15 protein-coding genes are annotated in these 21,900 nt (G+C 39.8%); 10 read left to right on the top strand and 5 right to left on the bottom strand.

Going from position 1 to position 21,900, the window contains the following annotated elements:
* Window positions 1-179: 179 nt before the first annotated feature.
* From dapA to ligA, 3 genes are read right to left on the bottom strand one after another with little or no spacing between them, the layout of a single operon-like run.
* Window positions 180-1,034, bottom strand: a complete 855-nt coding sequence (gene dapA / locus ACFSKL_RS15480) for a 4-hydroxy-tetrahydrodipicolinate synthase (protein WP_376887232.1) — start codon at window positions 1,032-1,034, stop codon at window positions 180-182.
* Window positions 1,028-1,525, bottom strand: a complete 498-nt coding sequence (locus ACFSKL_RS15475) for a DUF6913 domain-containing protein (RefSeq protein ID WP_376887231.1) — start codon at window positions 1,523-1,525, stop codon at window positions 1,028-1,030. The genes dapA and ACFSKL_RS15475 overlap by 7 nt, the downstream gene beginning before the upstream one ends.
* Window positions 1,526-1,529: 4 nt before the next feature.
* Window positions 1,530-3,980 carry an NAD-dependent DNA ligase LigA gene (gene ligA, locus ACFSKL_RS15470; protein ID WP_376887230.1) on the bottom strand — a complete coding sequence of 817 codons (2,451 nt, stop codon included), beginning with the start codon at window positions 3,978-3,980 and terminating at the stop codon, window positions 1,530-1,532.
* Between the two features lie 146 nt (window positions 3,981-4,126).
* On the opposite strand from ligA, the gene ACFSKL_RS15465 reads away from it, so the two are divergent.
* On the top strand, window positions 4,127-4,759 hold the full coding sequence (locus tag ACFSKL_RS15465) for a TetR/AcrR family transcriptional regulator (RefSeq protein WP_376887229.1): 633 nt from the start codon (window positions 4,127-4,129) through the stop codon (window positions 4,757-4,759).
* A 54-nt stretch (window positions 4,760-4,813) separates the two neighbouring features.
* A complete protein-coding gene (metG, locus tag ACFSKL_RS15460) occupies window positions 4,814-6,874 on the top strand; it encodes a methionine--tRNA ligase (RefSeq protein WP_376887228.1) in 2,061 nt (686 codons plus the stop codon).
* A 317-nt stretch (window positions 6,875-7,191) separates the two neighbouring features.
* On the opposite strand, the gene ACFSKL_RS15455 is transcribed toward metG, so the two are convergent.
* Window positions 7,192-7,713, bottom strand: coding sequence for a hypothetical protein (locus ACFSKL_RS15455; RefSeq protein WP_376887227.1), 522 nt, complete (start codon window positions 7,711-7,713; stop codon window positions 7,192-7,194).
* A 447-nt stretch (window positions 7,714-8,160) separates the two neighbouring features.
* On the opposite strand from ACFSKL_RS15455, the gene ACFSKL_RS15450 reads away from it, so the two are divergent.
* The 8 genes from ACFSKL_RS15450 (at window position 8,161) to ACFSKL_RS15415 (ending at window position 20,183) form a co-directional block, all read left to right on the top strand.
* The gene (locus ACFSKL_RS15450) at window positions 8,161-9,588 is read left to right on the top strand and encodes a circularly permuted type 2 ATP-grasp protein (RefSeq protein WP_376887226.1); all 1,428 of its coding nucleotides are present in this window, start codon (window positions 8,161-8,163) and stop codon (window positions 9,586-9,588) included.
* Window positions 9,589-9,594: 6 nt separating this feature from the next.
* Window positions 9,595-10,572 (top strand): alpha-E domain-containing protein, encoded by a 978-nt coding sequence (locus tag ACFSKL_RS15445; protein ID WP_376887225.1) that lies wholly within the window; start codon window positions 9,595-9,597, stop codon window positions 10,570-10,572.
* The gene (locus tag ACFSKL_RS15440) at window positions 10,572-11,318 is read left to right on the top strand and encodes a proteasome-type protease (RefSeq protein ID WP_376887224.1); all 747 of its coding nucleotides are present in this window, start codon (window positions 10,572-10,574) and stop codon (window positions 11,316-11,318) included. The genes ACFSKL_RS15445 and ACFSKL_RS15440 overlap by 1 nt, the downstream gene beginning before the upstream one ends.
* The gene (locus ACFSKL_RS15435; RefSeq protein WP_376887223.1) at window positions 11,315-12,166 is read left to right on the top strand and encodes a transglutaminase family protein; all 852 of its coding nucleotides are present in this window, start codon (window positions 11,315-11,317) and stop codon (window positions 12,164-12,166) included. Before ACFSKL_RS15440 ends, ACFSKL_RS15435 begins: the two co-directional genes overlap by 4 nt.
* A gap of 64 nt (window positions 12,167-12,230) precedes the next feature.
* The gene (locus ACFSKL_RS15430) at window positions 12,231-13,487 is read left to right on the top strand and encodes a metallophosphoesterase (protein WP_376887222.1); all 1,257 of its coding nucleotides are present in this window, start codon (window positions 12,231-12,233) and stop codon (window positions 13,485-13,487) included.
* 130 nt (window positions 13,488-13,617) lie between these two features.
* Window positions 13,618-13,851 (top strand): hypothetical protein, encoded by a 234-nt coding sequence (locus ACFSKL_RS15425; RefSeq protein WP_376887221.1) that lies wholly within the window; start codon window positions 13,618-13,620, stop codon window positions 13,849-13,851.
* A 1,343-nt stretch (window positions 13,852-15,194) separates the two neighbouring features.
* Window positions 15,195-18,386, top strand: a complete 3,192-nt coding sequence (locus tag ACFSKL_RS15420) for a SusC/RagA family TonB-linked outer membrane protein (protein ID WP_376887220.1) — start codon at window positions 15,195-15,197, stop codon at window positions 18,384-18,386.
* 18 nt (window positions 18,387-18,404) lie between these two features.
* Window positions 18,405-20,183 carry a RagB/SusD family nutrient uptake outer membrane protein gene (locus ACFSKL_RS15415; protein ID WP_376887219.1) on the top strand — a complete coding sequence of 593 codons (1,779 nt, stop codon included), beginning with the start codon at window positions 18,405-18,407 and terminating at the stop codon, window positions 20,181-20,183.
* A 247-nt stretch (window positions 20,184-20,430) separates the two neighbouring features.
* Here ACFSKL_RS15415 and ACFSKL_RS15410 read toward each other — a convergent pair whose 3' ends face one another.
* Complete coding sequence (locus ACFSKL_RS15410; RefSeq protein ID WP_376887218.1) at window positions 20,431-21,840, bottom strand: hypothetical protein; 1,410 nt, start codon at window positions 21,838-21,840, stop codon at window positions 20,431-20,433.
* Window positions 21,841-21,900: the final 60 nt, after the last annotated feature.

The raw sequence follows: 21,900 nt of genomic DNA, 5'->3' as shown, positions 1-21,900 counted from the left end.
TTTTTTAAATTATGAATTTTGAACTCCGAATAATGAATCAAGAATTCGCCAGATACTTGATTGTAATCCCGCATCTACTATCCTCAGCGCATCTCTGCAACTTTGCGATCTCTGCGAGGCCTTGTGTGTCTCAAGTCTCATGTCTAGCGTCTCAAATCTCACCTCCAGTATCTCAACCCTCAAATCATCGCTGACTTGATTCTTTCCTTCAAACTGTCAGAGGCACTCACCAAAGGCAATCTTACTGCATCGTTGCAAATCCCCAATTCCTTCATCAAATATTTCAATCCTACAGGATTGCTTTCCTCATACATCAATGGGTTCAATTCCAAAAGGCTAAAGATTGCTTTTCTCGAAGCTTCGAGATCGCCATGACAAATTGTTTTGAAGATTGCCGGATAGGCATTGGCCATTACCGAGATCACACCAGAACCTCCAATGGATCGAAGTGCAGTAGTCAACATATCATCACCTGAAATCAACAAAAAGTCTTTGGGCATTTTGGCTGCAATGTTCATACATTGCTCCATGTTCCCACTTGCTTCTTTCATCGCAATAATGTTGGGATGATTCGCCAATGCCAAGGTGGTAGCAGCAGCCATGTTGGTGACAGTTCTGCCGGGGACATTGTAAAGTATGACAGGAACAGGGCTTGCATCCGCTATCGCAGTATAATGGGCTATAATTCCAGCTTGTGAAGGTTTGTTGTAATAGGGGCAGACCGAAAGGATGGCATCAACACCCGTGAGATCCGTCTGCTTGATTTCTTCCAATACAGCATTTGTATTGTTGCCTCCAAGTCCATAAACTATAGGCAGTCTGTTTGCATTTGCTTTGATAGAAACCTTGAGAACCTGTTTTTTTTCTTCTTTGGTCATAGTTGCAGATTCCCCTGTAGTGCCTTGTACCACCAAGTAATCTGCACCACCTGCTACTACATGATTGATCAACTTTTCCATACCTACAAAATCCAAGGAATGATCTTCATTCATAGGTGTGATCAATGCTACTCCTGTACCAAATAAGTTCAACATGCTTCTTTAATTTTGATATAATAATCCAATAAGTCTTGGATGTTTTCTTTTAAGTCCTTGTTTTTTTTGTCCAGCATCAATTCCAAATATTCACGGCTTTCTGGTGAAAAAAATCCGATTTTTAAACCTGAATTTGAATGGAGCAACAAATAAAGCAAATAAGGATTAAGGTTTAAAGAGGGAACCAATATAAAATCCAATTTTTTTTCCAAAAACCTTTCGATTCTCTCTTTTGGTCTTCCGAATAAGCCGTAGTCCCTGCCTGACATGGCATCATCCTTCTCTGTATCGGAATGGTAGAAGCCAGAGATCTCTATGGCTTTCCCAAAGTATTTTGTGAGAACTTCCTTGCTTTCCGCAAACTCTTCTTCAGAATTTGCCAAGACCCCTACAAACTGGACTTCCGAGGGAAACGATGGCGTATCACTTTTGTCCAAAATGGATTTCCTGATTCTGTTTTTGACGAAATACTTTTTGATACTATCCATCATAGTTTTATTTGCCAACCATTTTCAAAAATGCTTCTTCAGAGATCAATTTAACACCTAACTTCTCCGCTTTTTCCTTTTTGCTTGGTCCCATATCTTCCCCCTCAATGATATAATCAAGGCTTTTGGAAACGGACTTCACATACTGCCCCCCATTTGCTTCTACAAAATCAATAATCTCATCCCTTTTGAAATGGTTCAGTTTACCCGAAGCCAATATTTTCATTCCCTCCAGTGAATTGCTATCCAAGGATCTTTCGATTTCCTCAATTTCAAAGTTTAATCCATGGTTTTTCAATCGATTGATGGTTTGCAGGTTTTCATCATCTGAAAAATACTCGTTCAAGCTATTGACCAGTGTCTCCCCAACGCCATTGATTTCCAAAAGGGCTTCACTGCTTGCCTGCATTAAGCTGTCGATGTTCTTGAAAGATTTAGCCAAAATCTGCGCGGTGTTTTCCCCAATATTCCTGATTCCCAAAGCAAACAATACCCGCTCAAAGCTTTGTCCCTTAGACGCCTTGATGCCTTCCAACATGTTGTTGATCACTCCATCTTGGAATGTGTTTGCCTTTAATTTTTTAATCCGGTCTTCTTGTTCTTGGCTCAAATCCAAGTCAAGTTTCAAAAGGATTCCATGCACAGTACTTTCATGCACAGCTACTTCCTTCAACCGACTGATACCTACTTTTTTTCCTATCAAAAGCGAAAGCACGATGGGCAAGGGCAGGAAATCCTCAATTTTTTGGAATGGAAATGACTGGAGGACTCCTTCCAACAACTGGATAGTCCCTATGTTTTGGGCTACTTTCTTTTTGCTCTCCCTTATAAATGGTTGGAAATTCCTCAGGGTTTCATCCAATGATTTTTCGACATTTTCATCCAAAAATTTACCGATTGCAGATAGGGAAATCCCTTCTGTTAAGGCAAAAAGTGCTTTTTGGAGAGAAATATAAAGCATTCCATCGTCTGTTTTCTGATATTGGTCTTGGTTCATTTCCAATCCCAGCAGCTCATCCCTTTTGGATTCAAGTTCATAGATGTCGGCAAAATTGGCAACGTAGCCCTGATCTATCAATGCCCTAATCCTTTCGGTTCCCATGGAATCTATATCCATTGCTCTTTTGTGTACAAAATGCTCTATCCTTCCCAATAATTGGGGAGGACAACTTTGGGTGTTTGGACAGTAATGTTTTGCCTCACTTTCCCTTCGGATCAATTCGGTACCACATTCGGGACAATGGGCAATGTATAGGATAGGTCTGGCATCAGGATTTCTTTTGTCCAATGAAACCGCCGTGATTTTCGGAATGATTTCTCCACCTTTTTCCACAAATACGAAGTCCCCTTCTTGAAGTCCCAGCCTTTCTATTTCATTGGCATTGTGGAGTGAGGCCCTTTTGACTGTGGTGCCTGCCAGCTGTACAGGTGAGAGATTCGCAACAGGAGTGATGGCACCAGTACGGCCTACCTGATAGGTGATCGACAGCAATTGGCTTTCTGCACTTTCGGCTTGGTACTTATAGGCGATTGCCCATCGGGGGATTTTGGCTGTAAAACCCAATTCTTCCCTTTGGTCATAGTCGTTTACTTTTAGTACAACGCCATCTGTGTCCAATGGAAGCCCATGCCTTTTTTCTCTCCAATCTTCTATGTATTGAAGTACGTCTTTGATGGAGGTACATTTTTTATAAGTAGGAGAGACGTTGAAGCCCCATTTTTCGAGTAGTGCCATGGCACTGTCATGTTTGTTGATCTCGACATCATCAGTGATCAACTGATAAAAATAACAATTGAGCCTTCTTTTTGCCACGATGCCACTGTCCTGCATTTTTACTGTGCCTGATGCTGCGTTTCGGGGATTGGCTAGGAGGGGATCGCCATTTTCAGCTCGTTCTTTATTAATTTTATCAAACTCTTTTCTTGGCAGAAAAATTTCCCCACGGACTTCAAATTTCCCGGGAATATCATCTCCCGAAAGGTATACGGGGATATTTCTGATAGTGCGGATGTTTTCAGTGACCACATCCCCTTTGGTGCCATCTCCTCGGGTGACAGCCCTGATGAGCCTTCCATTTTCATACACCACACTGATCGCAACCCCATCGAATTTCAATTCACAAAAATACTCAAAATTCCTATGTTCCAAACCTTTGGCCACCCTCTCATCAAATGCCAACAATTCTTCTTCAGAATAAGTATTGCCCAAAGAAAGCATCCTTGTTTCGTGTGCAGCAGTCTCAAACTCTTTGGTAATGGTGCCGCCTACACGTTGGCTTGGGCTTTCCTCTTTCAGAAATTGGGGGAATTCTGTTTCCAAGTTGACCAACTCCTCAAGCAATTTGTCAAAATCATAATCAGATATTTCAGAGATATCTTCCTGATAATATTGATGGTTATAATAGTTGATTTGTTGCGATAATTCAGCAATTCTAGCTTCGGCTTGCTCTGGAGTCATTGAGTTTATGCTAATATTAGAAATAAGGTCAAAGTCCAAAATTAAGCTTTGGACATGAAAGGTCAAAGCTTTCCAAAAGGACTAAGTTTGGAAAATTGGCAGGTAAATAAATCGGATTGTATATATTTGCTCCCTATTCCACAAAAATGAGCAAAAAAACTGAAATAGAAGCCAAAATCTTGGATAGAGCTTACAAGCTATTCTTGAAGCAAGGGTACAAAAATACCACGATGGACGATATAGCCCAGGATTTGGGGATGAGCAAAAAAACGCTCTATAAGTATTTCCCGGGAAAGTTGGACTTGTTGGCAGCTTCTTTTGATCTTTTGAAAACAAAACTCTCTATCAAAGTTCAATCACTCTTCGAAAACAAACAGATCCCTTTTACAGTAAAGCTTAAATCATTCCTGACGATAGTAGCACGTGATTTGGCTCCGATCAACCCAGAATTGTTGGAGGATTTGCGTGATAATGCGCCGGATATTTGGGGGGAATTGCAGGATTATATCAGGGATTCCGCCTATTTGAGGTTTCAGAAATTGATTGAGGAAGGCATAGAAAAAGGTTTTGTGGCTTCCAATATGAATAAGACAATGATTGTGTTGGTATATGCATCAGCCATCCAAAATTTGATTGACCCAAAATTTTTGTCACAATTTCCAAAAGAGATGCGTGATGACATGAGACTAAGTACCTCGGAGATCTTCGATCAGGCTATCCAGATTATCTATCAGGGAATCTTGACTGACGAGGCACGAGAAGAGTTCAAAAAGGCTTGATTTAGCCTTTTCCCAACATTTAAAACTTTCCAAATTTCCTATCTTTGTAGCTATATGAACAATAAAGATTTTAAAAGATATACAGTAACTTCTGCTTTGCCCTACGCCAATGGTCCTCTACATATCGGACACATGGCGGGTTGTTATATTCCCTCTGATATTTATGTGAGATACCTTCGTTCCTTGGGAAAGGATGTAGCCTATGTATGTGGGTCAGATGAACATGGTGTGGCGATTACCATCAAGGCAAAAAAAGAAGGGATCAGCCCCCAGGAAGTCGTAGATCGATATCATGAAATGATGAAAGGCAGTTTTGATGCCTTTGGGATAAGTTTTGACCATTATTCAAGGACTTCTGCACAAATCCACCATGATACTGCGTCTGATTTTTTTAAGGATCTTTATGAAAAAGGCGAGTTTCTGGAGCAATCCACAGAACAGTATTTCGATGAGGAAGCAGGGCAGTTTTTGGCAGATAGGTATATAGAAGGTACCTGTCCCAAATGTGGTCATGATGGCGCCTACGGTGATCAATGTGAGAAATGTGGGAGTTCGCTAAGCCCTACCGAATTGATCAATCCAAAGTCAAAATTGAGCGGAAATACCCCGGTATTGAAAGAGACCAAGCATTGGTTTTTGGATTTGGCGAGGTATACCGAGTTTCTCCAAAAGTGGATTCTGGTAGACCATAAGGATGATTGGAAAAACAATGTCTTGGGCCAGTGTAGATCATGGCTGGAAGCGGGTGATGGACTGCAGGCTAGGTCTATGACGAGGGATTTGGATTGGGGGATTCCTGTCCCAGTCGAAGGTGCTGATGGGAAAGTGCTTTATGTTTGGTTTGATGCACCTATTGGCTATATCTCTTCTACTAAAGAATGGGCAAATGAAAAAGGAAAAGACTGGGAACCATATTGGAAAGATAAGGATACCAAATTGGTGCACTTTATCGGAAAAGACAATATTGTATTCCATTGTATCATCTTCCCAGCCATTCTCAAAACGCATGGGGAATATATCCTTCCGGAAAATGTACCAGCAAATGAGTTTTTGAATTTGGAAGGTGAAAAAATCTCCACTTCCAGAAACTGGGCAGTTTGGTTGCATGAATATTTGGAAGAATTTCCTGGAAAACAAGATGTCTTGCGCTATGTATTGACAGCTAATGCTCCAGAGACAAAAGACAATGATTTCACCTGGAAGGATTTCCAAAGTAGAAACAACTCCGAATTGGTTGCTGTTTATGGCAATTTTGTGAACAGGGCTGTAGTTTTGACCCATAAATTCTTTGGTGGGGTAGTTCCACAAAAGGCAACCTTATCTCCTTATGACGAGGAAGTCTTGGAGGGCATAAAGGCTTTTCCTGAAAAAATAGCAGCTTCAATTGAGCGATATAGATTTAGGGAAGCATTGTCCTATGTGATGGATTTTGCCCGTTTGGGAAATAAGTACTTGGCAGATACTGAGCCTTGGAAAACAATCAAAGAAGACAAAGAGCGTACGGGTACGATCTTGAATATCGCATTGAATATAGCTTCGAATTTGGCAATTGTGGCGGAGCCGTTTTTGCCATTTACCTCGGAGAAAATCTTCAATATGTTCAATCTAACAGGTTTGAACTGGAATAATGCAGGTGAGTTTGATTTGTTGAAAGCCGGCGTTAGCATCAACCCGGCGGCATTGTTGTTCGAAAAAATCGAAGACAATGTAGTAGAAGCACAAGTCAATAAACTGTTGGACTCCAAGAAGAAAAATGAATTGGAAAATGCTGTTGTTACTCCCGAAAAAGACATCATTACTTATGATGATTTTTCAAAATTGGACATGAGGGTAGTCACTGTTTTGACTGCGGAACCGATGCCAAAATCAAAAAAATTGTTGAAGTTGACTGTGGATACTGGTTTGGGAAAAAGGACAGTATTAAGCGGTGTCGCTGAGTTTTTCAAACCAGAAGATTTGATAGGTCAACAAGTCACGATGCTGATCAATTTAGCACCACGCAAAATGATGGGGATCGATTCTGAAGGAATGATTCTCATGGCAGAAGACAAGGATGGTAGCTTGCGATTGCTCCAGCCTGGTTCACCCACGGCTAGTGGTTCGATGATAAGTTAAAGAGAAGATTTTACAGATATTAAAAAGATTGCTGATTCATATTGGCAATCTTTTTTTGTTTAGCCATCGGTTAAAAAATCATTTCTCTATGCTTATTTTACTTTAGGTATTTAAAAAGTGAACTTAGCGTAATGTGTTTGACTTTGTGTCTTAGTAGGTGTTAACTTCATTCAGCTTGGACGAGTTGGGTCTGCCTTTGCTCTGGTGGGCACTCGGAAAGAAATCCATCAATATTCTTCCGAAATTATAAATGATACTGATTTTCTATTTTCACTGGACAACCACTGCATCTAATTTGATAATACCTGTGTAATGCTTCATTTTAAGTATTTCAGTATTGATTTTCTTTTTACAAATGATGAACAATAGTTGGTATTTATAATATTATACTTGTCTTCATTTAATGTGTAGTAATCAAATTGAGTAAATTCTTCGTATCCCTCCTTTTTTAATTTCATTTCTTCCTCAATTGTTTCTTCATAACCCCAATGCATTTTATAATCAATCCCAAAAACGATATATTTCTCACCTATTTTAAATGTATTAGCGCAACTTCCGTCATTCCATTGGTCAATGATAACTTCTTGAGATTTTAACTCCCCTTTTATCACTGAATCAACCTTAAACAACACATTGTAACCTATCCCTTCCTCATCTAGTTGATTGATTCTTTGTGAATGAACTCCAACATTTTTTATTGGTTTTCCAACAAAAACAAAATCTGCTCTTTCAATTTGTTCTTTAAAATATTTAGAGTCATACTTGCCTCCGCAAGAACAGAAATAACCTTCTTGACCATTTAGAAAAATTAGAAATACAATTATTAATGGTATTTTCATTTTTTTTCATTAAAGGTAACTGTTCTATAGGAATAGTTTAGATGGAAAATAGGAAAATTTTTTAGAGGGATGTTTCGGTGTCTTAAGTTTAAAAATATGATTTTCAATTTCTTATACTTTGATCTTAACTAGTGTCAAAATTTTGTGTTTGTATGTTTTTAACCACTAATTATTCAATGTTTTGACATTTTTTTTTAAATAGTGGTTAAAAATATATCTTGATTATTTATTTTTTTTAATAATTTGATAAATAGTAGTTTAAAATTTAACCAATTGAAATAATTTTAATAAGTTAACTTATTAAAAGTCAAGATTCTGCGTTTTTAGAACTTTGAGATAAAAAAGTATGACCGTAAAAAATCTATATTTGAAAAGCATAATTTTTGCATTAATAACATATTATACTTAAATTATAAGTCAGATTTTTAACCTATTAAACAAAATTTTATGGAAACACATACTTACCAAGTCAATGGTAATTTTGATGAGATGTTTGATTCAGGCTGCGAGTGTCGCCCGCACTACAATTCATTTTTGAGTTTGGTCAATAAGACAAGTGCAAAGAAAATGTCCCAATTGCAGTTTTCTGCAAACAAGACACAGATTGCCATGGGAATGACTTTTAATGTATACCATGACAATCAAGGCACTGAGAAGATTTTACACTTGGATATTGTACCGAGGATAATCCCAAATTCAGAATGGCAATTGTTGGAATCAGGTTTGAAGCAGCGCATCCATGCCTTGAATCTATTTCTTCAGGATATTTACAATGACAGGAAAATACTCAAGGATGGGATTGTTCCCGAAGATTTGATTTTGAACAGCAAGGATTACCTTAAACCCTGCATAGGATTGACGCCCCCCAAAGGCATCTGGTGTCATATCACAGGAACAGACTTAGTCAGGGATAGAAATGGGGAATATTATATTTTGGAGGATAATTTGAGATGTCCTTCCGGGGTTTCATACATGTTGGAGAGCAGGGAGATTATCAAGAGGGCTTATCCAGAGCTTTTCAATTCCCTGGGAGTTATGCCAGTATCGGATTATCCTGCGAAGCTTTTGAAAATGCTGCAGTACCTATCCAACAAAGAAAAGCCTGTAGTAGGAGTATTGACCCCCGGGATTTATAATTCAGCTTATTTTGAGCATTCCTATTTGGCGTTACAAATGGGAGTGGAGTTGGTTTCCGGTGTGGATTTGGTGACTAAAAACAATAAAGTCTATATGCAGACTACCAAAGGGCTGCAGCAGATCGATGTGCTGTACAGAAGGATTGATGATACGTTTATGGATCCATTGGCATTCAACCCAGAATCCATGTTGGGTGTTCCGGGGATTTTTGAAGCTTACAAAGCAGGGAACATAGCATTTGCAAATGCACCGGGTACTGGTGTGGCGGATGACAAGGCAGTATACGCCTATGTACCGAGAATCATCAAATATTATTTGGATGAAGAGCCGATATTGAAAAATGTGCCTACTTATCTCTGTAGGGAGGAAGAGGACAGAAAGTTTGTGCTAGAAAACATAGAAAATCTGGTTGTCAAGGAAACCAATGCAGCAGGAGGTTACGGGATGTTGATCGGACCAAAAGCTGATGCTGCCGAGCATGAGAAGTTCAGGGAATTGATCAAAGGCAACCCGACCAATTATATAGCCCAGCCAACCCTTTCTTTATCCACAGTCCCGACGTTGACTGAGGAAGGACTGGAAGGTCGACATGTGGATCTTAGACCATATATTTTGTATGGTGAAGAGATCGAGGTGATCCCCGGTGCACTCACCAGGGTAGCGCTCAAAAAAGGTTCACTGGTAGTCAACAGTTCCCAAGGTGGGGGAAGTAAGGATACATGGGTTTTATATAAATAATGAAATATGTTAAGTAGAGTAGCGAATTCAATATATTGGTTGGGAAGGTACCTGGAAAGAGCCGAAAATTATGCCCGATTCATAGATGTCAATATCAACCTATCCATGGACCTGCCACCGGATATGAACGAACAATGGGAACCATTGGTCTTGGCAACAGGAGACCACGAACATTTCAAATCGAAAGGGATGAAGTTTGATCGGAAAAATGTCATTCATTTTCTGACTTTTGATGTAGATAATCTCAATTCCATTATTTCATCAATAACTTTTGCAAGGGAAAATGCCCGGATAATCAGGGAGAATCTCACCAAAGAAACCTGGGAAAAACTCAATGAACTGTATCATTTTGTCAAAAAGAAATCCAGCAAAAAGGAATGGAAAGGAGAAGATTTGAGGGAGTTTTTTGAATCCGTCAAAAACCAGGTTCTTTTGCTATATGGACTTGCTGAAAGTACAGTGGCAAGGACAGAAGGTTGGCATTTCAGACAGCTGGGAATGTATTTGGAACGGGCTGACAAAACAAGCAGGATACTAGATGTCAAATACCACATCATTTTGCCATCCCCAACGATGATTGGGACTCCTTTGGATTTCCTGCACTGGACAGCCCTGTTGAAATCCGTGACTGCATTCAATACCTATAGAAGGATCTATGGAACTATAGATTCCTCCAATGTGGTAGAGTTTTTGGTACTCAACAAATACTTTCCGAGGTCTATGTTCTACTGTTTGGTAGAAGCAGAAAAATGTCTCCAAAAAATATCGGGAGAAGGAGGGACAGGCTACAGGAATAGTGCAGAGAAATCCATGGGCGAATTAAGGTCCAAGTTGGAATTTGCAGATGTTTCCGATGTCATCAATTCAGGATTGCATGAATACCTGGACGAACTCCAAAGGAAGATCAATAAAATTTCAAATGAAATAGACGGAAACTTCTTCCAAATAAAACATAACTTTGTAGCTCAATTTAACGAACAATAATGACGTTTTGCTTAGGTATTAAAACAAAATATGGAATTGTAGGGCTCTCTGATACCAGGATTACTTCTGGAAGCGAAACGACAACTTCAAAAAAAGTATACACTGTAAACAAGAAAAAGCACTCTTTCTTTATCATGACTTCGGGTTTACGCTCAGTCAGGGACAAGGCGATCACCTATTTTTCCGAAATCATAGAAGAGCGGGATGATAAGTTCAACAAGCTCTATAAAGCAGTAAATGAATTTGGCGACCAGATCAAACGTGTCGCAAAAGAAGACAAGGAACACCTTGAAGCAGCTGGTCTGTCCTTCAATCTGTTTTCGATTATCGGTGGCCAATTGGAAGAAGATAAATCGCCAAAGTTGTATTTGCTTTATCCACAAGGAAATTGGATAGAGATCAGAAAAGGGACACCGTTTGTGATCATCGGAAATTCTGGGGGTGGCAATCCCGTATTGAGGCGCTCATTGACTTATGACGAGCCATTGGACTATGCGCTGAAATGTGCCTTTCTCTCTTTTGATGCCACCAGGATATCTGCCAACGATGTGGATTTTCCGATAGATACAGTCGTATTGGAAAATGATAGCTATAATATCATCGAAAAGAGGTTCAGCCAACAAGAACTCGAACACATCTCAGCATTTTGGAATGGTAGACTGAGGGAAGCGATCAAAGAGCTACCCGCGGATGTTCTCCAAAAAGCTTTTGATAAGGACGTATCTGAATCCCCAGTTGTAGTATGATCCTGCAAGTAGATCATGTATCGAAATATTCTTATGACCAAAAAGTCATTCTCAATCCCCATGATTTACTGATAATCCCCCTTCAGAGAAGTTATATCAAAATTTTGGGTTTTGGTTTGGAGATAAATCCTCCACCATTGGGACGAAATGAAAGAATCAATGCGGATGGGAATCCCTACTACCAAATTTGGTTTGATGGTTTCACTGATAAACTTTTTGTTCACTCCAATTTGAAAATTGAGATATCGCCTTACAACCCTTATGGATTTATACTCCAAAATGGTTTAAACTATCCCTTTGATCATTTTGAGTATCCTTCAAATCTAGTGCAAGCGTTACAACCATTCTGTCAACTGGATGACGATCATGCTGAACTTTTGGGCCACGTAAACAAAGCGAAAGATGTGTCCAGAGACCATATTTCTTTTTTGGCGCAACTTGTTTCCGATGTGCACAAAAACTGGAAGCATATCATTAGGGAAGAGGAAGGCTTGATGAGTGTCAAGGAGATGTTCAATATGCATGAGGGTTCTTGTAGGGATTTGTCTTGGCTATTGATGCAAATGCTTCGAAAAATTGGTATGGCAGCTAGATTTGTGAGTGGCTATGCATTTAATCCGGAATTGTCAGTCGGACATGAGTTGCACGCTTGGACTGAGGTATTTTTACCGGGAGCTGGATGGCTTGGTTTGGATCCCAGTTTGGGATTGCTTGCAGACCAATTTTACATTCCGATAGCCTGTAGTCACCATCCTCTGAATACCTTGCCAATCTATGGAACCTATGGTGGTTTGGCAAAGTCAAGATTAGAGTCAAAAGTAACGATCAAGAAGGTTTCAAAAGATTAATCCTTAAATCCCGAACCATTCCGATTTGATTCCTGTATAAAGCATAGTAAATCAAGTCAAATACATGAATCAAATCGGAGGTTTAATTTTCCTAATTGCCGTATTCTTATTTTCCACTTTTCTCAATTGGTATGTTTTCCAATCATTGAAGACACTTTTGGTAGATCTGGAGTCAGTTAAAGCAAGGCACTTTGCTTTTTCTATTTACTGGATTGTTTTCACAGGGATATCCTTTTGGGTCATTTTTACTTTTTATAGTATTTTCAAAGCAGGTGAAATCAATTCCGATCATCAGCAGGTATTGAATGTCTTTTTGACACTGGTCGTTACGCAGTTGGTTTGTGTAGTGTTTCTTTTCGGTGAAGACATTGTAAGAAATCTTCAGGCTGGTTTTTCATTCATTGCTAATGGGAGAGATGGGGTTATCTTTCCTGCACGTACAAAATGGCTGAGTGTACTTGCTTTAAGCGTTTCTCTGATTCCATTTAGCAGTTTTGTCTATGGGGTTACAAAAGGTAAATACAACTTCAAAGTACATAAAGAGGTTATTTATTTTGAGGATTTGCCGGATGCTTTCGATGGTTTTACGATTACCCAGATTTCAGACATACACGCTGGAAGTTTTAAAGATTACAAAGCGGTCAAAAAAGGTGTTGACTTGGCGATAGCCCAAAAGTCTGATTTGTTTGTCTTTACGGGTGATTTGGTGAATCACCATGCAGAAGAAATCGAACCCATGCTTGATATTTTCAGTGAAATCAAGGCTCCATATGGCCAGTTTTCTATTATAGGAAACCATGATTATGGAGATTATTTAAGTTGGGACAATCCAGAGGATAAGCTTGCGAATTTTGAAAAACTCAAGAAACAACACAACCGATTGGGATATAGACTTCTGTTGGACGAACACGTCAAGATCAAAAAAGATGGTCAGGAGATAACTTTGGTTGGGGTTGAAAATTGGGGAGTAGGGTTCCAATCTAAGGGGGATTTGAAAAAAGCAATGGATGGGACTGATAGAGGAGATTTCAAAATCTTACTTTCCCATGATCCTTCTCATTGGGATAGGGAAGTGAAAAACAATTCCAATAAGATCCACCTAACCCTCTCGGGACATACCCATGGGATGCAGTTTGGTATCGAGACACCTATACTCAAATGGAGCCCTGTTCAGTACCGGTATCCGAATTGGGCAGGCTTGGTGGAAGAAGCAGGAAGGTACTTGTACGTGAACAGAGGTTTTGGCTTTCACGCTTTTTCTGGAAGGGTAGGTATTTGGCCTGAAATTACAGTTATTGAACTGAGAAAAGGGGAAAACTAATTTTTGTAAATGTTTTAAATCAAAGAATAAATATAATTAAAATTATTTTAGGCTCTAAAAATACCTACAAGTAGGTATTTTTTTTAAGCTAATGACCTAGTATTTTTGGTCTGGTTAATAAACATAACAAATGAAATTCTTTTATCTTAGTTCGATTGACAGTCCAGATGGAGCATATTATGTTCATGAAAGAGATTGTCCAGTTATTCCAGATCCGATTGACAGAGATTATTTGGGACCATTCAACAATGCTGATGAAGCATTGCGAAAGGCACTCAAGATAAATCCCAATTCAAAAAAATGTGAGCACTGTTGTGTTCGAAACACCACATCAATGATGCTCCAAAATACTGAAGTAGAATAGTTGTTTGAATCATGTAGTGGGGGTTATATATTTGTCCTCAATTTTTTTTAGTGGACCAAGTTGGTCAAAGCAGTTCTCCCAGGGAAATCGCTTTTAGTACAAAATCTCTGATCGCACCTTGGTCTGTGTCCCCACAGACCAAAAGGATCAATCTAAAATGGGAATCCCTCGTTCCGAAATTTTTAAAAGCGATTTTCCTTGCAGTTCTCCGAAATTTTTGGAATTGTATTACAATAATGTGATTATCTGCTACTTTGCCAGTAATGAAGTAAGGAAACCATCATGTTGCGGATAATCGTCTACTACGCCACGGCGCACGAGTGTCAACGGACGACAGTCAACAGTACTGAAAATCCGCTGTTGGAGAAACTTTGTTTGGCTTGTGGCAAAGTAGCGTATATACATATACAATAAAGCCTACTATAAAATAATGCCCACAAGATTCAACTTTTTTGTATCGTTTATTGGCAATTTAACTGTCAATCAGCTTGATTGATTCTGAATTTTCCAATTTGATTGGGGTTGGGTGATAGTTTTTTCTATTAACCTGAGTTCGACTATTCTCACTTTGTCAAAACGGTTTTAAATGGTGAGAACTACGAAAAGAAGGTGCGCACTTTTTTATGAAGTAATATTGGGATATTGCGGATTGAAAAAGTGAAGTAGATTGCCCGTTAAAATTGAATAGTCGGCTCAGTCAATAAAAACACCCATTTACTGCGTTAAATTTTTGAGCGATAGCTTAGGCTATCCCTCAAAAATTTGCCTTGTAACTGGATATTTTTATTGATTTTGACTTTGTGATAACAATCGAACTCAGGTTATAAGCCCCAGTACACTTTTTTTCCCACATAATTGATAGTTTTTCAGTGTCTGACAATGCCGCCATTTCTATTGTTGTTTTTTAGAATCAGATGTTTTGGTGCAGGGAGATTTTGTTGTGATAGCATCTAATTTGGATTTATTTGATAGCCATCGGTACAGTTGCTTTGTTTTAGCATTTAGATATTTGAAAAAATTAAAATAGTTTAGTATATATTTAAAAAAAATATATATTTGATTAATTGATATGTATTAAAATTAACTATGTTTTAAAAGTTTGTATTTTTTTTAATTTAAATTATAATTTACAATGAAAAATATAAATATCTTAAGAAGTCAAGGTTTTTTTAGAGGGATGTACATAAATCTAAAAAATTTAAACAGTATGTTTTTGATGTTTATATTCTTTATTGGTTCATTAAAAATTGAGAAGTTAAGTTTAAAAGCATTTTATGATATGATTTTGGTGCTATATGCCAAATATGATTTTACTTTATTTTATAACCCAAAACAACTAGCGTATGTTAAACATTTGCAAAAAAACGATTGTGTTTTTATTGTTCCTGATCTTGTCAGGAACCACCCTATTGGCTCAGCAAAGAGAGATCAAAGGGATTGTAACAGATGACTTTGGTGACCCTTTGCCTGGAGCCACAGTAATGGTAAAAGGGACATCAATCGGTACAATAACCAATATCGATGGTGAATACGAGATCAATGCCGTTGATGGGAATTCCATATTGGTTTTTTCATTTATTGGTTTCTCGAATCAGGAAATTCCTGTAGGAAACAAAACAACTATCGATGTAAAACTAGAGCAATCTATCAGTGGACTTGAAGAAGTTGTCGTCACGGGGTATGGCTCCCAATCCAGAAAGGACATTACTGGCGCAGTGACATCAGTAAGTTCGGAGGATTTGTTGGCCATGCCTGCGACCACATTTGCCCAGCAGCTTCAAGGCCGTGCCGCGGGTGTGACCATCATCAATGATGCCACACCTGGTGGTGGGGCAACTGTCAGGATCCGTGGCTTTGGTACGATCAACAACAACGACCCTCTTTATGTCATCGATGGCGTCCCTACACAAAACCAGGGGAACCTCAATCCAAATGATATAGAATCTATCCAAATATTGAAGGATGCTTCTGCGGCATCAATTTATGGATCCAGGGCGGCCAATGGAGTAGTAGTCATCACCACAAAGAGAGGCAAAGTAGGGAAGCCAACCATCTCATTTGATGCATACTATGGTAGCCAAAAGGCAGATAGAAGTCCAGATCCTTTGAACGCCGAAGAACTGGGTAGATATCTTTACCTCTCGAATTCGCTCCACGGAAGAACCCCGACCCATGGTCAGTACAGTTGGGGGGCAGATGGCCAGGTTACCATACCAGACTATGTCTATCCAAGCAGGGGGATGGAAGGGGATCCGGGGGTACATCCATCCCTGTATGCTCTTGAGCCAGGCAATATTTATCCAATTACCAGGGCAGCAGACACCAATTGGTGGAATGAGGTGACGCAGACAGCACCAATTCAGAGTTACCAAGTTACGGCGACTGGTGGGACCGAGAATGGCAGGTATGCACTTTCAGTCAACTACTTCAACCAAGAGGGGATTGTCAGGGACATAGGTTATGATAGGTATTCGGTACGGGCAAACACGGAGTTTAAGGCACTAAAGAACAAATTGACGATTGGTGAAAACCTTTCGGTGACTGTGGGAAATAGGAGAGGTGGATTTGGGAATGGTGTCGCCGGGAACAATGCCGAACAAAATGCAGTATTTAGTTCTTCCTTACAACACCCTTTGATACCGGTATATGATATCATGGGCAATTTTGCAGGTAGTAGAGGGGAAAATCTGGGGAATAATTTCAACCCTGTCGCGATACTTTCCCGTGCGGCTGACAATAGAAACCTTTCATTGAGGGCATTTGGAAATGTCTATGCCTCCTATGAAATCATAGAAAACCTTGAAGTTAAAACCAGCTTTGGTATTGATGGCAATACCCGTAGGGGAAGGTTTATAGGAAGACCACAACCTGAATATGTAGAAGGTAATTTTGTCAATAGTTCTATATCCGAGCATGACTATACCTATCAGTGGGTTTGGTCAAACACCGTCAACTATTCTAGGACATTCAATGAAGTGCACAATTTTGATGTCTTGTTGGGTATTGAGGCGATCAAGGAATATGGGGAGATATTTGGTGGACAAAGACAGCGCTATGCATTTGAGATCGTTCCAGTAATCGGATATCTTGATTTGGGTGACCCCAACACAGCAACCAATTTTGGGAGAGTCATTAATGATTATAGGCTTTATTCGCAATTTGGCCAGATCAATTACAATTACGATGGAAAGTATTTAGTTCAGTTTATACTAAGGAATGATGCTTCTTCACGGTTTTCCCAAGCGTCAAGAAATGCAACTTTCCCAGCATTTAGTTTGGGATGGAGGATTTCAGATGAGGAGTTTATGAAAACTTCACTTCCTTTTGTCTCTGATATGAAACTTCGTTATGGTTGGGGAATGACTGGAAATCAGCTGATTGGTGATTACAATGCCTATACTACCTACCGAACAAACATCTTTAACTCAGGATATCCAATTGATGGCTCTTCATCCACTCCACTGTTGGGATTTGATGCGGCACGATTTGGAAATCCGAATGCGAAGTGGGAGACAACTACTTCCAACAACATTGGTTTGGATGTAGAATTTTTGGATGGAAGGTATTTCTTTGAACTTGATCTTTGGAATAGGGTGACCACTGATATGTTGTTTCAGGTTCCAGTCAGTTATGGTCACGGAGATGCCATTGCGCCATTTGTCAATATTGGACAGATGACCAACAAAGGGATTGATTTGAATTTGGGTTACAGGGAAACATTTATGGGAGGAGATCTCAGGTTAGATGTCTCTGCCAACTATTCCATGTATAGAAACAATGTAGACAGACTGACGGACAATGAGGATAATGTCTTGTTTGGCGCATCTACTAGGGTTCCAGCTGTGACCGTGACACAGCAAGGTTTTCCAATCTCATCATTTTTTGGATATAGAAACCTGGGGATTTTCCAGACTGAGGAAGAGGTTTCTGCCCATCCCCCATACGGAAATTACAATGCTGTCGGAAAATTTAAGGTAGATGACGTCAATGGTGATGGGATTATTACCGATGCCGATAGAACAATCATTGGTAACCCACATCCTGATTTTATTTACGGGATCAATGTCAATATCGGGTATAAGAATTGGGATCTGACTTTGTTTGGAAACGGTTCGGTAGGGAACGATATCTTCAATTACATGAGGTATTGGACAGATTTCAACACCTTCCAGGGTAATAAATCCAAGAGGGCATTGTATGATGCTTGGACTCCGACTAACACGAGTGGAACAGTACCTATTATGGATTCAAATGACCAAGTCAGCAGTCGCCCTTCTACCTATTTTATAGAAGATGGTTCTTTCTTTAGGTTGAGAAATCTGCAATTGACCTACAACCTTCCTTCTGATAGGTTGGCAAAGATGGGCATGGGTAGAGCTTCTGTATATTTTCAGGGACAAAATCTATTCACGATTACCAAATATTCGGGGACTAATCCAGAGATCCAAACTGATGTAAATAATACACTGGGCTTTGACGGTGGTTTTATGCCAGTTTCCAGGAACTTGATTCTTGGTGTAAATGTGACTTTCTAACCTAAAACACTGAAAACAATGAAAAATATATATAGAAACATAGTTGTAGCCAGCATATTGATTGGAGCAATTACATTTTCCTGTAGCAAGGATTTCCTGGAGACTGAACCCTTGGGACAGTTTAGTACAATCAGATTGACTAATCCTGCTGGTGTCGAGGGCATTTTGTTGGGGGCGTATTCTATGCTTGATGGCTTTGGTTTGGAAAATCAATCCGGATGGAATGGGACTATTGAGAATTGGGTTTTTGGTGGTGTGGTTTCTGATGATGCCTACAAAGGAACTGATGCGGGAGATCAACCAGAACAATCATTTTTGGAAACATTTGACTATCAAGCTACAAATCTCCATGTTAGGAATAAATGGAGAGCGATCTATAAGGGCATCGCTCGATCCAACGATGCTATAAACACGCTCAAACAAGTAGAAGAGGTTACTGATGCCAGAAGGGCACAGATTATTGCAGAGGCGAGGTTTTTACGAGGGTTCTACCATTTGGAGGCAAGAAAAATGTGGAGAAGAGCACCTTATATTGATGATGAAGTCTTTGTATTGGAAGATTTGGATAGTTCCAAAGTTCCAAATGACAAGGAAATATGGCCGGATATTGAAGCTGATTTTGAAGCGGCGATGAATGTGTTGCCTGAAACACAGACAGAACCTGGAAGACCAACCAAATGGGCAGCAATGGCGTTTTTGGCAAAAGCAAAAATGTTTCAGGGATGGGATCCCCAGTCTGGTGCCGCCAATATAGGAAAACTGAATGAGGCCAAACCATTGTTGGAAGACATCATTTTGTTGGGTGGGTTTTCACTGGTGCCTACTTTTGAGGAAAACTTTTTGGTAGGTAGAAGAAACAATGAAGAGTCAATATTCGAAATCCAATATTCTATCTCTTCGGCAACTACACAAGCGGCAAATGAAGGAACAACGCTGAATTATCCCTATACAGATCCTTGGGGATGTTGTGGGTTCTACCAACCATCGCAAAACCTGGTCAATGCCTTCCGAACGGATGCAAATGGATTGCCTCTTTTGGATACTTTCAACAATGAAGATGTTACAAGTGATGAAGGAGTTGGCTTAAATGCCCCATTCACACCATACCAAAATCCACTGGATCCACGTCTTGACCATACTGTGGGTAGGAGGGGGATATTGTTCAAAGGGTATAAAATCCACAATAGGGATTTTATCAGGGATCAGGCTTATGCAGGGCCATACTCTCCCAAAAAACATATCGCCGAACCCGCCTTCTTTGGCATCGGACCAAATCCAAGGTTGTCCGCCAATAATTATAGGATAATGCGCTTGGGAATGGTTATTCTCTGGTTGGCAGAGGTAGAAGTGGAATTGGGAAATCTAGAAAGGGCTCGTGAGTTGGTTAACATGATCCGTACCAGGGCGGCCAATCCGGATGGCTTTGTTCCCCGTGCTATACAAGGTACCGATAGAAACGATTTTACAATCGTCGAAGGTGAGCCAGCTGCCAATTATGTCATCAATACCTACAATTCATCTTGGGTTGATCAGGATGTTGCCAGAAAGGCCGTTAGGATGGAAACCAGATTGGAGTTTGCGATGGAGGGACATAGGTTCTTTGATTTGCAGAGATGGGGCATTGCCGAAAATGTGATGACGCAATACCTGAGTGTGGAGAAGAACAAAAGGTCTTACTTGTCTTCAGCCCAATTCCAAAAAGGGGTACATGAATTCTTTCCGGTTCCTTTGGAAGCAATAGAGCGATCATTTAAGGACGGACAGCCTACTTTGGTTCAGGATCCAGCTTTCCCTTAAACCTAGCTTAGACCTGATTATGCACTTGGGGTTCTAGATGAGCTCCACTTGCATAATCCAAGTAGACAATTCTCTAAATAAAATAGAGCTAGTCTTAATTTTCAATATCAAAGTTAGAGCCCCAATTATTGCATTGGGAAGTATTCTGGATAAGGAAAATTGGACAAACAAAAAGGTGAAAGAAATAGCTTCTTTCACCTTTTTGTTTTATTCAATTGGGTATTGGTTGTTTGTCTTTTTAGAAATTTTAGAAACTCAGCTTAAAGTTTACAATCGGTGCTGAAAGTTGTGAATAGGAACTCAATGCCGTCGCTTTAGCCTGCAGTTGTTGGTTGACAAAGTAATTTTCAGGATGGATTTTGAAAGTGTAATTGACAGACCCATCATTATTTTTACCAGAAAGATTAAAATTCAGATTTTCGTTTTTATACTTGGAAAACAAGATCTCCTGTGTGACCAAAGCCAAACCTGAAGGCAAGCCAATCCATACCACAGTGGAGCTTGATTCTGCAATAGCAGCAATCCCCAGACCGAGCAATGCAGCACCTCCAGACGCATAATTGATCGTACTTCCCTGTTTGTTTGTAAGATTTACACCTCTTGTGGCTCTTTGGGCGATTGTAGTACCTGCTATACTCAATCCCGCAGGAATTAAAAAGAGTGCACTACTGCCATCATTGTCGATTGCTATTTGTCCGGCGATTGCGAAACCTATCCCTACACCAATGGAACTCATGTTGGTTACGTACCTGCCGTCACCTTTGGTAAAAGCGTAGCTTTTGGAAGTGATGTTTCCCAATGCAAGCCCTGTCGCACCTCCCACCAATGAGGCTAAACCATACACCCTGCCATTATCTCCATCGGCTGCCGCAATTGTAGAAAGACCGACATAAGAACCCAATATGCCATGGTGGCGCATGATTTCAATGTGGCCTTCTGAATACCTTTTCTTCTTTTGCATTTGAAATGCTACTTCACCCAAAGCTATACTACCTAAAGTAGACATGACGAATGCGGTTTTTCCTTCATTCCTACCGTTTCCACCTACAGCCAAGCCCAATGATCCCCCATAGATCAACCCAAGAAATTTCCCTGTATTTCCAGCTCGGACGACTGACCTGTCTATTCCTTCATATTTTTGAGGGTTGATGACAGGCCCCATAGCCCATAAACCACCAGTGATAAGCGGAATTCCAACCACTGCGGCATTGTCAATCTCGAATAATGAAACCAAGCTTGCACCATAATATATACCGTAAGCGATATTGATTGCCCTGTCTCTTCCTCTCCATTCAAAATCATCATCACGGTCTTGTTTTCGGATAGGTTGGAATATCTCTCTGTCCCATTGTGGCTTCATTTTATGGAAGAGTTCCTTTTCCCCTTCTGATAGTTTTTGATAATAATTGTTGAGGTAATCCTCAAAATCCAATAAATACGACATCTCTTCGTCAGAAACCGGATCACCTACATTTTGCTTGTGTTTAATTGTTTTATAAGTCTCCTTGTTAGATTCTTCCCAATACCCTCGGGCAGTATATAGCCCTTGTGCTAATGACGATTGTTGGATTCCAACAAAAACGATAAAGAATGAAAGGAAGCAAATTACTTTAAAATGCGCTTTCAAGTTGGTGACATTAGATAGAAATTGTCGCATATGGAATGTTTGTGTTTTAAAACTTATTCAAATCTATAACTATTTATTATGAATTTCAGC

Source organism: Belliella marina (assembly GCF_042682445.1).
Taxonomy (GTDB): domain Bacteria; phylum Bacteroidota; class Bacteroidia; order Cytophagales; family Cyclobacteriaceae; genus Belliella; species Belliella marina.
The sequence above is the reverse complement of the archived record's forward strand: the minus strand, read 5'-3'. Positions and strand labels throughout refer to the sequence as shown.

Coding starts and splice junctions, on each gene's coding strand:
- ACFSKL_RS15430 (WP_376887222.1), top strand. CDS start 12,231: ATGAATCAAATCGGAGGTTTAATTTTCCTAATTGCCGTATTCTTATTT.
- ACFSKL_RS15425 (WP_376887221.1), top strand. CDS start 13,618: ATGAAATTCTTTTATCTTAGTTCGATTGACAGTCCAGATGGAGCATAT.
- metG (WP_376887228.1), top strand. CDS start 4,814: ATGAACAATAAAGATTTTAAAAGATATACAGTAACTTCTGCTTTGCCC.
- ACFSKL_RS15415 (WP_376887219.1), top strand. CDS start 18,405: ATGAAAAATATATATAGAAACATAGTTGTAGCCAGCATATTGATTGGA.
- ACFSKL_RS15475 (WP_376887231.1), bottom strand. CDS start 1,525: ATGATGGATAGTATCAAAAAGTATTTCGTCAAAAACAGAATCAGGAAA.
- ACFSKL_RS15410 (WP_376887218.1), bottom strand. CDS start 21,840: ATGCGACAATTTCTATCTAATGTCACCAACTTGAAAGCGCATTTTAAA.
- ACFSKL_RS15455 (WP_376887227.1), bottom strand. CDS start 7,713: ATGAAAATACCATTAATAATTGTATTTCTAATTTTTCTAAATGGTCAA.
- ACFSKL_RS15420 (WP_376887220.1), top strand. CDS start 15,195: ATGTTAAACATTTGCAAAAAAACGATTGTGTTTTTATTGTTCCTGATC.
- ACFSKL_RS15435 (WP_376887223.1), top strand. CDS start 11,315: ATGATCCTGCAAGTAGATCATGTATCGAAATATTCTTATGACCAAAAA.
- ACFSKL_RS15445 (WP_376887225.1), top strand. CDS start 9,595: ATGTTAAGTAGAGTAGCGAATTCAATATATTGGTTGGGAAGGTACCTG.
- ACFSKL_RS15440 (WP_376887224.1), top strand. CDS start 10,572: ATGACGTTTTGCTTAGGTATTAAAACAAAATATGGAATTGTAGGGCTC.
- ACFSKL_RS15465 (WP_376887229.1), top strand. CDS start 4,127: ATGAGCAAAAAAACTGAAATAGAAGCCAAAATCTTGGATAGAGCTTAC.
- dapA (WP_376887232.1), bottom strand. CDS start 1,034: ATGTTGAACTTATTTGGTACAGGAGTAGCATTGATCACACCTATGAAT.
- ACFSKL_RS15450 (WP_376887226.1), top strand. CDS start 8,161: ATGGAAACACATACTTACCAAGTCAATGGTAATTTTGATGAGATGTTT.
- ligA (WP_376887230.1), bottom strand. CDS start 3,980: ATGACTCCAGAGCAAGCCGAAGCTAGAATTGCTGAATTATCGCAACAA.